Origin of the sequence: Hypericibacter sp. (assembly GCF_050729195.1) — a bacterium.
GTDB lineage: Bacteria > Pseudomonadota > Alphaproteobacteria > Dongiales > Dongiaceae > Hypericibacter.
The window spans coordinates 1-11,362 of record NZ_JBOHKS010000191.1; the positions used below are offsets into that span (position 1 = coordinate 1).

Consider the following 11,362-nt stretch of genomic DNA (forward strand, 5'->3'; position numbering starts at 1 on the left):
GACGCTTCGCGTGACGATCTTCGAGGCTGCTGCATCGAAGACCGGTAGTGGATTGGGGAACGGGTTCGGGTCGCTCATTGATTCCTGCTTATGCCTGGCTCAAGCCTGCGGTCTCATCATCGCAGAAGTCCGATCTACGCGATGATGGAGGCCGCCGTCGCCAGAGCTGGTCGCCAATGTCCTAGGACAATGAACCTCTCTCCCCCGAGTCGGCCAACGAGTCGGAAGGCAAAATTGTCCGGATTGTGGTGGAAGGCGGGGATAATGGGTGAGCCGGCAGGGGATAACCTGTGCCAGCCGTTCCATCTCCTGGACGCGATAAGGGCCGGAAGGGATCGCGCCCGCCAGCGGGGGCAAATTCCGTTATTTGCGCGCCCTTCAAAATAAGGGCGAACATTTTGAGACCTAGGGAACGGTATGAAATCTCAGGGGAAAGTTGGTGAGCCCGATGGGATTTGAACCCATGGCCCTCTGATTAAAAGTCAGATGCTCGACCCCTGAGCTACGGGCTCACCGTGAGTGCCATTGCGGCGGCGCCATGTAGCGCAAGGCGCGCGCGGATTGCAAGGGTGCCGTTCGCCGCCCTTGGGACCGCCCGTGCCCCGCGCCGAGGCGCGGGATTACTTGGATTTTCGGGCCTTTTTCGGGACCGCGGCCTTGCCGACCTTGCCCTTTTTCTTCTTGCCGTTGCCGAAGCCCAGCTCCTTCTCGAGATAGTCGGCCACGCGCGGGCTCACGAAATGGCGGATATCGCCGCCGAAGCGGCCGATCTCCTTGACGAAGCGCGAGGAGATGAACTGGTGACGGTCCGAGGCCATGAGGAACACGGTCTCGATGTCGGGGTTGAGGCGGGCGTTCATCCCGGCCATCTGGAACTCATATTCGAAGTCCGACACGGCCCGGAGGCCGCGGATGATCGAGCCCGCGCCCACCTGCTCGGCGAACTCCATCAGCAGGCAATCGAAAGGCACCACCTCGACATGGGGCGGCACGCCGCTGTCGGCCGCCCGGAGCTCGGCCTGGACCAGCCGCACCCGGTCGGCCAGCGACAGCAAAGGACCCTTGCCGGCATTGACCGAGACGCCGATCACGAGCCGGTCGGTCAGCCGCGCCGCGCGCCGGATGATGTCGAGATGGCCATTGGTGATCGGGTCGAACGTGCCCGGATAGACTGCAACCCTGCTCTTGGGCATCGCCCGCTCTCCCCTGTCCGGCCGGCTGTTCTTCAGCCGGCCGTTATTCCTCGACCGCCGGACCGGTTTCCCCGGCCTCGGCATCCCCCGTCCCGTCATTCCCTGCCCCCGGCGCCACGTCATCGGCGCCATTGGCGCCGGCAACCTCGGCGCCGCCTTCCGGCGTCTCGCCCAGCTCGCCCAGCCGCGTGACCGAGACGACGCGCTCGCCCTCGACCACCTTGAACACGATCACGCCCTGGGTGTTGCGCCCGGCGATGCGGATGTCGGCGACCGGGCAGCGGATCAGCTGGCCCCGGTCGGTCACCAGCATGATCTGGTCCCCATGGCCCACCGGGAAGGTGGCCGCCACCGGCCCGTTGCGATCGTTGGTGCCGATATTGACGATGCCCTTACCGCCGCGGCCGGTGATCCGATACTCGTAAGCCGAGCTGCGCTTGCCATAGCCCTTCTCGGTGAGGGTGAGGATGAACTCCTCCACCGCTTCCATCTCCTGCAGGCGCTCCGGCGACAATTCGATGGTCTCGGTCGCACCCGGCGCCGCTTCGGCTTCCTCGGGCAGCGCCGGCTCCGGCACGCCCGTGTCGGGCTCCTCGCCCAGCTGGCGGCGGCGCGCATTGGACCAGCGCAGATAGGCGTCGCGCTCGGCGGTATCGGCCTCGACATGGCCGAGGATGGACATGGAGACGACGCGGTCGCCCTCGCCCAGCGAGATGCCGCGCACGCCGGTCGAGGTGCGGCTGGAGAAGACGCGCACATCGGCGACGGCGAAACGGATCGAGCGGCCGCCGCGGGCCGCCAGCAGCACGTCGTCCGTCTCCGCACAGGTCTGGACGCCGATCAGCTGCTCGCCCTTCTCCTCGAGCTTCATGGCGATCTTGCCGTTGGCCATGACGCTGGTGAAATCGGACAGCCGGTTGCGCCGGATATTGCCGCTGGAGGTGGCGAACATCACGAACATGTCGCTCCAGCGCGTCTCGTCCTCGGGCAGCGGCATGACCGTCGAGATGGTCTCGCCCTCTTCCAGCGGCAGCAGATTGACCAGCGCCCGTCCGCGCGCCTGGGGCGTGCCCAGCGGCAGCTTGTAGACCTTGGTCTTGTAGACCATGCCGCGGGTCGAGAAGAGCAGCATCGGCGTGTGGGTGTCGGCGACGAAGAGCTGGGTGACGAAATCCTCGTCGCGCGTGGCCATGGCGGCGCGTCCCTTGCCGCCGCGCCGCTGCGCGCGGAAGGCCGAGAGCGGCACCCGCTTGATGTAACCGCCATGGGTGACGGTCACGACCATGTCCTCGCGCTGGATCAGGTCCTCGACATCCTGCTCGAACTCGAGCTCCTCCAGCGTCGTCCGACGCGGCGTCGCGAACTGCTCCTTGATCTCCAGCAGCTCGGTGCGCAGGATCGTCAGGCGCCGGGCGCGCGATTCCAGGATGTCGAGCAGATCGACGATGCTGGTGGCGATCTCGCGGATCTCCTCGGCGATCTTGTCGCGCTCGAGGCCGGTCAGGCGCTGCAGCCGCAGCTCGAGGATGGCCTTGGCCTGTTCTTCGGAGAGGCGATAGGTCCCGTCCTCGGCCACGATCCGGCCCGGCTCGTCGATGAGCCTGATCAGCGGCGCCACGTCATGGGCGGGCCAGGCGCGGGCCATCAGGCCTTCGCGCGCGGCGTTCGGATCGGGCGCCTTGCGGATGAGGTCGATGACCGCGTCGATATTGGCGACCGCGATGGCGAGGCCAACCAGGATATGGGCGCGCTCGCGGGTCTTGCGCAGATCGAACACCGCCCGCTTGGTGATGACTTCCTCGCGGAAGGTCACGAAAGCGGCGATGATCTGCTTCAGATTCATCAGCTCGGGCCGGCCGCCATTGATGGCCAGCATATTGACGCCGAAGCTGGTCTGCAGCGGGGTGTGGCGATAGAGCTGGTTCAGCACCACCTCGGCCATGGCGTCGCGCTTCAGCTCGATCACGACGCGCACGCCGTCGCGATCACTCTCGTCGCGCAGATCGGAGATACCCTCGATGATCTTCTCGCGCACGCATTCGGCGATGCGCTCGAGCAGACGCGATTTGTTGACCTGATAGGGGATCTCGCTGACCACGATCGCTTCGCGGTCCTTGCGGATCTCCTCGATATGGCTGCGCGCGCGGATCGGGATCGAGCCGCGACCGAGATGGAACGCCTCGCGGATGCCGGACTTGCCGAGGATGACGCCACCGGTCGGGAAATCGGGGCCCGGAATGAGCTGGATCAGATCCTCGATCGCGATCGCCGGATTGTCGATATAGGCGATGCAGCCATCGACCACCTCGCCCAGATTATGCGGCGGGATGTTGGTGGCCATGCCGACGGCGATGCCGCCGGCGCCGTTGATCAGAAGATTGGGAAACCGTGCCGGAAGGACCTGGGGCTCCAGTTCCGCGCCGTCATAGTTGGGCTGGAACGGAACCGTTTCCTTGTCGATATCGTCGAGCAGCGCCGAGGCCGAGCGCGCCAGGCGCGCCTCGGTGTATCGCATGGCCGCCGGCGGGTCGCCGTCCATCGAGCCGAAATTGCCCTGGGAGTCGATGAGCATGAGGCGCATGGAGAAGTCCTGCGCCATGCGCACCATCGCGTCATAGATCGCCGCGTCGCCATGGGGATGATATTTACCCATGACCTCGCCGACGATGCGCGCGGACTTGCGGAAGGGCCGGTTATAGTCGTAACCGCCCTCCTTCATCGCATAGAGAATTCGCCGATGAACCGGCTTCAAGCCGTCGCGAACATCGGGCAGCGCGCGGCTCACGATGACGCTCATGGCGTATTCGAGATAGGAGCGTTTCATCTCCTCTTCGATCGTCACGGGCGTGATGTCGAGCGGCTCGGTACCGGTCGTTTGGGTCAACGGATTTTTGCCTGAAAAGTCAATGTGTTAGTGAGCGGGTCTGGGGCCCGAGTCTGGACCCCATTTTGTAGCAGATTTTGCACCTGCTAACAACGCCACCGGCAGGGCCTCAAAAGCCCGGATGACAGGCCTTTCACCCTTTCGATTTCGGCGTTTCAGCGGGCGGGCGTTTGTTGGGCGCAGGGGGGCATCCAATTGCCAATGGCGAACATCCAGCGATACGGTCACGGGCCACAAGTCGCTTCCGGCGGACGCCTTCGCCGCCCTCCATGGCCGAGAGGGCCGTCATCGAGATAGAGGGAATATCGGCTTATGCGACTGACAGGGAAGGCCTCGGAGGAACCGTCCGGAGTCCGGCGCTTCGCCATCCTGGTCTTTCCGAACTTCCCGATGATGGCCTTCAGCGCGGTCATCGAACCCATGCGAGCGGCCAACACGCTCGCCGGCCGGAAGCTCTATGACTGGTCGATCGTCGCCGGTGCCGCCGCTCCCGTCATTGCCTCCAACGGGATCGCTATCACGCCGAACCACTCGGTCGAGGAAGCGCCCCAGGCCGATTACATGGTGGTCTGCTCAGGCGGCGACGCCGATCGCTTGACGGCGGAACGGCCCCTGACCTGGATCCGGCGCAATCTGCGCCAGGGCGGACATATCGGCAGCGTGGCCGACGGCGCCTTCTATCTGGCCCGCGCGGGCCTGCTCGACGGCTATGCCTGCACCTTGCATTGGCGCAGCCAGCCGGCCTTCGTCGAGGCCTTTCCCCATCTCTCGCTCCAGCGCCGGCTCTATGTCATCGACCGCAGCCGCTTCACCTCGGCCGGCGGCGTGGGCGCGCTCGACATGATGCTCGAGATCATCGCCAGCCACCATGGCGAGGACCTGTCGCGCCAGGTGGCGGAGTGGTTCGTCCATTACCGCATCCGCGCCAATGCCGACCGCGAGAAGCTGCAGCTGCGGATCCGAACCGGCATCCGCAGCGATCTCGTGCTCGATGCCGTCGCCCAGATGGAGAGCTCGATGGAGCATGGCGAATCCATGACGGCCGTCGCCGATCATGTCGGTGTCTCCATCGGCAAGCTCGAGCGGGCGTTCAATGCGGAGTTCGGCGCCGGTCCCGCGGACTATTACCGCCGCATCCGCATGCAGCGCGCCCGCGACCTGCTCGAGCACTCCACCATGTCGGTGCGCGAGATCGGGCTCGCCTGCGGCTATGCCAGCTTTCCGGCCTTCGTGCGGGCCTTCCGCAAGACCTATGACGAGACGCCCCGGAAGGTGCGGAAATAGGCGCTCCGAGGCCGGCACATTTCCTGCTGAGTCCGGCACATCGCCGCCACCCCACCTGTCCCAGCATCCGATGCGCTGGTCACCGGCAGGCAAGGAAGTGCCATGAGTGTTGTCAAATTCGACCCCGACGATGTGAGCGACATCGATTTCGCCGCGAAGATGCGGCATCCCATGGCGGAGGACGCGTCCAACGGCATGTGGTTCTCCGACACCGAACCTTCGTCGGTCGACGCCCCCAAGCTGCGCGCCGAGCGGCTGGCGAAGCTCCGCGCCTGGATGGCGAAGGCGCAATATGGCGGCATGCTGCTGTTCGATCCCTACAATCAGCGCTACGCCACCGGCACGCGGAACATGTTCGGCTATTTCCTCCGCAATTCGACGCGCTACTTCTTCATTTCCGCGGAAGGGCCGGTCATCCTCTTCGACTATCCGCAGAGCTATCATGTCAGCACCTGCGTCGACACGGTCGCGGAAGCGCGGCCGAGCCAGCTGGTCTGGTCGTCCGTCTCGGGCAAGGATCAGGAGACCGCGGGTCCCTTCGCCGCCCAGATCGCCGACCTGATGCGCGAGCATGGCGGCGGCTCGAAGAAGATCGGCATGGATCGCTGCAGCCATATCCAGGCGCTGGCGCTCATCAAGCATGGTCTCGAGGTGCGCGACTGCCAGGGCGAGATCCTGGCGGTGCGGGCGGTCAAGACGGCCGAAGAGATCAAATGCCTGCAGATCAGCATGACGGGGGCCGAATCCGCGGTCGCCGCGGTGCGCCAGGCGATCCGGCCCGGCATCAGCGAGAACGAGCTTTTCGCCGTCATGTATCAGGAGGTGATCCGGCTCGGCGGCGAGTTCATCGAAACCCGCCTCCTCACCTCCGGCCAGCGGACCAATCCCTGGTTCAACGAGACCAGCGGCCGCATCGTCCGCCCCGGCGAGCTGGTGGCGCTCGACACCGACATGATCGGCTGCTTCGGCTATTATTCGGACTTCTCGCGGACCTTCCGCTGCGGTCCCGGCAAACCCACCGGCTATCAGAGGGCGCTCTACCGGATGTCCTATGACCAGATCCAGCATAACATCGGCATCATCCAGCCGGGCCTGACCTTCCGCGAGCTGGCGGACAAGGCCTGGAAGATCCCGGAGCGCTTCGTCGATCAGCGCTATACCTCGGTCATGCATGGCGTGGGCATGCATGGCGAGACGCCCTTCATCGCCCATGCGATGGATTTCGCCACCTATGGCCGCGAGGGCCGGCTGGAGCCGGGCATGGTCGTCAGCGTGGAAAGCTATATCGGCGAAAAGGGTGGCCGCGAAGGCGTGAAGCTCGAAGAAGAAGTGCTGGTGACCGAGAATGGCCCCAAGATCATCTCGCGTTTCCCGTTCGAGGACGAGCTGCTGGGCACTGAAATCTAGATGAAGAAGAGCCTCGCGATCGATCTCCGGCATGCGGCACTCCTGCTGATCGACCTGCAGGAAGAGCAGCGGCAGGATCCGCTCTATGCGGTGGACGGCATCGAGGCGGTGCTGGCAAACGCGCAACGCCTGTTGCTGGCGGCGCGCCAGCGGTCCCTTCCCGCCTTCCATGCCGCCTATCGGCGCGACTTCGATCGCTGCCCGCCACGGCCCTTCGAGCCGGTCGCCGAAGGCGGCGGCCCCACCTTCAGCGACAAGGACAATCCCCTGGTCGCGATCTGCCGCGAGGTGGCGCCCGTCGGGGACGAGCTGGTGGTCTATAAGAACGACGCCAGCGCCTTCGGCGAGGGCAATCTTGCGCCGGCGCTCGACCAGCGGGCCATCGAATGGCTCTTCATCGCCGGCGTCTGGACCGAGGCCTGCGTCGCCGCGACGGTTCGCGATGCGATCGCGCTGGGCAAGCGCGTCATCCTGGTCAAGGATGCCTGCGGCAGCGGCACCCAGACCATGCATCAGACCGCCATTCTCAATCTTGCCAACCGCCTCTATGGCGGCGCGGTCACGAACACCTTGGGCGCGCTGGCCTTGATGGCGGGCGAGACGACCGAGGCCTGGATGCCCGAGCGGCCGGTTCCGATTCTCTTTCACTACGCCGACGCGGCCGACCATTACGACCGGCTTTAGCGCCATCCTCTGAACCGGTCGGCTTGAATCGACGCCAGCGAAGCGTGTCGCAGTCTTGCGGACGCGCGCGAGGGTGTGCGCGCGAAGGAAATCCTGGAGCACCCTCCGCTCTTTCATGGCTCCATAGCGCCCGATCGCGCGCTATGGAGAACTGCACATTTCTTGCCGATATCTGCTCATTTCCTGAAATCCGCCCTCCCTAGGATCGATGCAGCACGATTCATCTAAGTCGCGTGCGGCAAGAAAAATCCTGGGAGGAAACGATCATGTCGGACAGGGACATCGAACGCAGACTGAGCCTTCTGCAATCGCAGGCCATCGCCGGCCGCATCAGCCGGCGGCGTTTCATCGAAGGTGCCATCGCGCTGGGCGCGACGACTCCCCTGGCTTTGAGCCTCTGGTCCCGGCAGGTCGAGGCCGCGACACCGAAAAAGGGCGGCCGCTTCCGGGTCGGTCTCGATGACGGCAACACCACCGACAATATGGATCCGGCGACCACCAATTCCCGCTTCATGATCACGCTGGCCCACACGCAGCGCAATTTCCTCACCGAGATCGCGCCCGACAACCAGGTCACCGGCGAGCTGGCGGAATCCTGGGACGTCACGCCCGATGCCAAGACATGGACGCTCAAGCTGCGCAAGGGCGTCGAGTTCCATGACGGCAAGACATTCGATGCGAACGATGCCGCCGCCTCGCTGAACTACCATCGCGACGAAGCGTCGAAATCCGCGGCCAAGTCGCTGTTCGAGGGGGTCGACAGCATCAAGGCCGACGGCAGCAACACCCTGGTGATCGAGCTCAAGAGCGGCAATGCCGACATCCCCTATCTGCTGACGGACTATCACCTCGTGATGATGCCGGCCGACAGCGAAGGCAAGGTGAGATGGGACGGCAAATCGGGCACCGGCGGCTATGTCGTCGACAAGTTCAATGCCGGCGTGAGCGCGTCGCTGACGCGCTTCCCGAACTACTGGAAGGAGAACCGGGCGCATTTCGACGAGGTCCGGTATTTCGCCATTCCCGATGTGAGTGCGCGCCAGACCGGGCTCACCACCAACGAGCTCGACGCGATGATCGAGTGCGACTTCAAGACCGTCCAGATGCTCGAGAAGGTGCCGAACGTGAAGGTCGACGAGGTCCCGACCGGCAGCCATGTGTCACTGCCGATGTTCATGGACATGGCTCCCTTCGACAATGCCGATGTGCGACGCGCCCTGAAATACGCGATGGACCGCGACGCGACCGTGAAGAAGGTCCTCAACGGCCATGGCTCGATCGGCAACGATCATCCGATCAGCCCGATCATGCCCTTCTATGACGGCACCATCGAGCAGACCGTCTACGATCCCGACAAGGCGAAGTTCCATCTGAAGAAGGCCGGCATGGATTCTCTCAAGCTGTCCTTCTCGGCGGCCGATGCCGTCATCACCGGCGGCCTCGATCTCGCCGTGCTCTATGCGGGCACCGCCAAGAAGGCCGGCATCGACATCGACGTGGTGCGCGAGCCCAATGACGGCTATTGGAGCGATGTCTGGCTCAAGAAGCCCTTCTGCCTGGCGGGCTGGGGGCAGCGCCCGACCCCCGACATCATCTTCACGCTCGGCTATGCGCCGGGCGCGCAATGGAACGACTCCCATTTCGTGAACGACCGGTTCGACGAACTGCTGGTCCAGGCCCGGGCCGAGATCGACAACAAGAAGCGGGCCGCGATGTATTCCGAGATGCAGCGGATCCTGCATGACGACGGCTCGGTCATCATCCCGTTCTTCCGCAACTGGATCTATGCGCGCCGCGCCAATGTCGCGCATGACACGGCCCTGACGGCCAACTGGCCGCTGGACGGCGCCCGCGGGGCCGAGCGCTGGTGGTTCACTTAGAAAGGGCGGCGAGCCGTCGCCGGCAATAGCCAAACCGGATCTTGGATCTGCCCGCGATGTGCTCGCGTCCTGCCGCCGAGTTCGACTGGCTCCATGGCGATGTCCGCGATCTCCGGGAGCGCTATGCGGGCTCCTTCCGGGTGACGGATCGCGGCGCGGGCCATTGGCAGACGATGGAGGCCGGCGGCCAGCCGCTGCGCCTGCTGATCCAGCGCCCTGCGCGAACGCGCCGCCGCGATCGCGCGATCCTCTATTTCCATGGCGGCGGCTGGATCGTCGGGTCTCCCGCCACCCATGCCGAGATCTCGCGCGCCTTGTGCGACCGGACCGGGCTCACGGTCATCTCGGTCGATTACCGGCTGGCGCCGGAACATGTGGCGCCGGCGCCGATCGAGGACGGGCTGGCCGCCTTGGCCGCCGCCCTTTCGGCCGAGGACTGGGGCCATAGCCAGGCGGTTCTGTGCGGCGATTCCGCCGGCGCGGCCATCGCCCTGGCCGTCGAGCGCCACCTGGATGCCGGCACGCGCAGGGACGTCCTGGGGGTCGGCAGCTTCTATGGCGGCTTCGGCGGCCTCGATAGCCCTTCCCTGCGGCGATGGGGCTCCCGCGAGCGGGGCATGGATGCGGCATGCTTGGCGCGCTATTGGCGGCTGGCCAATGCCCCGGGCGAGCCCAGCCCCTACGCGGGCGCCGCCCTGGCGACCCCGTCCAGCGTCCCGGTCTATCTCCTGGCCGGGTCCCACGACCCGGTCCTCGATGACAGCTTGGCCTTGGCCAGAGCCTATGAGGGGTGCGGCCGGACCTTCACCCTCGATCTCGTCGAGGGCGAAGGCCATGGTTTCCTGCATGGGGTCGAGGTCTCGGCCGCGGCGACGGCGGCCATCAACCGGGTGAGCCACTGGATCAACGGGCTTTAGCAAAGCCCCCAAAACAATCCCCTCCCCGGTCAGGGAGAGGGGATGCTTCATCCGAACGTCGGATCGGTCAGTTGACGCCCGCTTTGATGTCGTTGACGAGCGCGATGTATTTCGACCGGTAGGGCTCGTCCGCTTCGTCGGAGACGTCCGCCTTGGCGAACTTCTCCTCGGGATTGTCGAAGCCCAGCGCTTCCAGCACCTTCGGGTCGGTCATCTCATAGGCCTTGCGGTTCGAGTGACCGTAGCCCGTGCTGATCTGGAACACGCCCGATTCCGGCGAGATCATGGAATCGATGAAGTCATAGGCGACCTGTTCGTCGGCGGTCGATCCGGTCATGCGCACCAGGCCGCAGACCCAGGTCAAGATGCCTTCCTTCGGCACCATATAGGCGACCGGCAGGCCCTGATCCTTGAGCACCTTGACCGAGCCGTTCCAGGCATAGGCCGCGACCAGCTCGCCCGAAGCCAGCGCCTGCTCGATCTGGGTGACGTCGTCCCAGTAGAAGCGCAGGACCTCGCGCTGCTTCTTCAGCAGCGGCTTCACCTTCTCGAGCTCCTCGTCGGAGAGCGAATTGAAGTTCTTCATGCCGAGCACGCGCGCTGCGATCTCGATCAGCGTGGTGTCGGTGTTGTACATGGCCAGGCGGCCCTTGTACTTCTCGTTGAAGAGCAGGCTCCAGGACGGGTCCTTCACATCCTCCGGATCGACCAGGTCGGTGCGATAGAGGATCGAGGAATTGCCGCAGTCGAACGGCACGAACCAGGTTTTCCCGTCCGCCTGCGTTTGCGGGATCTCTTTGAACTTCGGCCAGATGTCAGGGTAATTCGAGAGCCGGCTGGTATCGATCGGCTGCAGCACCTTCGCCTCGCGCCAACGCTTCACGTTGTAGCTGCAAGGATGGGCCAGATCGACCTGATAGCCGCTGACGACCTTCTGCAGCGCTTCCTCTTCGCTCGCGAAGAGCGGGAAATCGGGGCTGCCGCCATATTTCTTGATGTAGGACTGGTGCAGGTCCGGCACGTCATAGCCGGCCCATTCATAGACCACCAGCTTGGGCGGAGCTGCCTTCGCCACCGCCGGCATCACGGTCATCGCCGCCACACCGAGACCCA

General features: G+C 64.9%; 8 protein-coding genes and 1 tRNA gene. 5 read left to right on the top strand and 4 right to left on the bottom strand.

The window, feature by feature from the left end; translation table 11 throughout:
- Positions 1-437: 437 nt before the first annotated feature.
- The 3 genes from ACREE8_RS14630 to gyrA all read right to left on the bottom strand — a co-directional run bounded on the left by ACREE8_RS14630 (position 438) and on the right by gyrA (position 4,077).
- Positions 438-512, bottom strand: a tRNA-Lys gene (locus tag ACREE8_RS14630).
- A gap of 108 nt (positions 513-620) precedes the next feature.
- Positions 621-1,193, bottom strand: a complete 573-nt coding sequence (gene coaD, locus ACREE8_RS14635) for a pantetheine-phosphate adenylyltransferase (RefSeq protein ID WP_431573745.1) — start codon at positions 1,191-1,193, stop codon at positions 621-623.
- 43 nt (positions 1,194-1,236) lie between these two features.
- Positions 1,237-4,077, bottom strand: a complete 2,841-nt coding sequence (gene gyrA, locus ACREE8_RS14640) for a DNA gyrase subunit A (RefSeq protein ID WP_431573746.1) — start codon at positions 4,075-4,077, stop codon at positions 1,237-1,239.
- A gap of 312 nt (positions 4,078-4,389) precedes the next feature.
- Here gyrA and ACREE8_RS14645 point away from each other — a divergent pair, with 312 nt between their 5' ends.
- The 5 genes from ACREE8_RS14645 to ACREE8_RS14665 all read left to right on the top strand — a co-directional run bounded on the left by ACREE8_RS14645 (position 4,390) and on the right by ACREE8_RS14665 (position 10,249).
- Positions 4,390-5,361, top strand: coding sequence for a GlxA family transcriptional regulator (locus ACREE8_RS14645; RefSeq protein ID WP_431573747.1), 972 nt, complete (start codon positions 4,390-4,392; stop codon positions 5,359-5,361).
- 102 nt (positions 5,362-5,463) lie between these two features.
- Positions 5,464-6,768, top strand: coding sequence for a M24 family metallopeptidase (locus ACREE8_RS14650; RefSeq protein ID WP_431573748.1), 1,305 nt, complete (start codon positions 5,464-5,466; stop codon positions 6,766-6,768).
- Complete coding sequence (locus ACREE8_RS14655) at positions 6,769-7,452, top strand: isochorismatase family protein (protein ID WP_431573749.1); 684 nt, start codon at positions 6,769-6,771, stop codon at positions 7,450-7,452.
- A 266-nt stretch (positions 7,453-7,718) separates the two neighbouring features.
- Positions 7,719-9,332, top strand: coding sequence for an ABC transporter substrate-binding protein (locus tag ACREE8_RS14660; protein ID WP_431573750.1), 1,614 nt, complete (start codon positions 7,719-7,721; stop codon positions 9,330-9,332).
- A gap of 56 nt (positions 9,333-9,388) precedes the next feature.
- A complete protein-coding gene (locus tag ACREE8_RS14665) occupies positions 9,389-10,249 on the top strand; it encodes an alpha/beta hydrolase (protein WP_431573751.1) in 861 nt (286 codons plus the stop codon).
- Positions 10,250-10,316: 67 nt separating this feature from the next.
- Here the strand turns inward: ACREE8_RS14665 and ACREE8_RS14670 are convergent.
- Positions 10,317-11,362, bottom strand: a 1,046-nt coding sequence (locus ACREE8_RS14670) for an ABC transporter substrate-binding protein (RefSeq protein ID WP_431573752.1), incomplete at its 5' end; no start/stop codon positions are given.

Excerpts from the sequence above, each read along its gene's own strand:
- coaD (WP_431573745.1), bottom strand. The coding sequence starts at position 1,193 with ATGCCCAAGAGCAGGGTTGCAGTCTATCCGGGCACGTTCGACCCGATC.
- ACREE8_RS14645 (WP_431573747.1), top strand. The coding sequence starts at position 4,390 with ATGCGACTGACAGGGAAGGCCTCGGAGGAACCGTCCGGAGTCCGGCGC.
- ACREE8_RS14650 (WP_431573748.1), top strand. The coding sequence starts at position 5,464 with ATGAGTGTTGTCAAATTCGACCCCGACGATGTGAGCGACATCGATTTC.
- ACREE8_RS14655 (WP_431573749.1), top strand. The coding sequence starts at position 6,769 with ATGAAGAAGAGCCTCGCGATCGATCTCCGGCATGCGGCACTCCTGCTG.
- ACREE8_RS14660 (WP_431573750.1), top strand. The coding sequence starts at position 7,719 with ATGTCGGACAGGGACATCGAACGCAGACTGAGCCTTCTGCAATCGCAG.
- ACREE8_RS14665 (WP_431573751.1), top strand. The coding sequence starts at position 9,389 with ATGTGCTCGCGTCCTGCCGCCGAGTTCGACTGGCTCCATGGCGATGTC.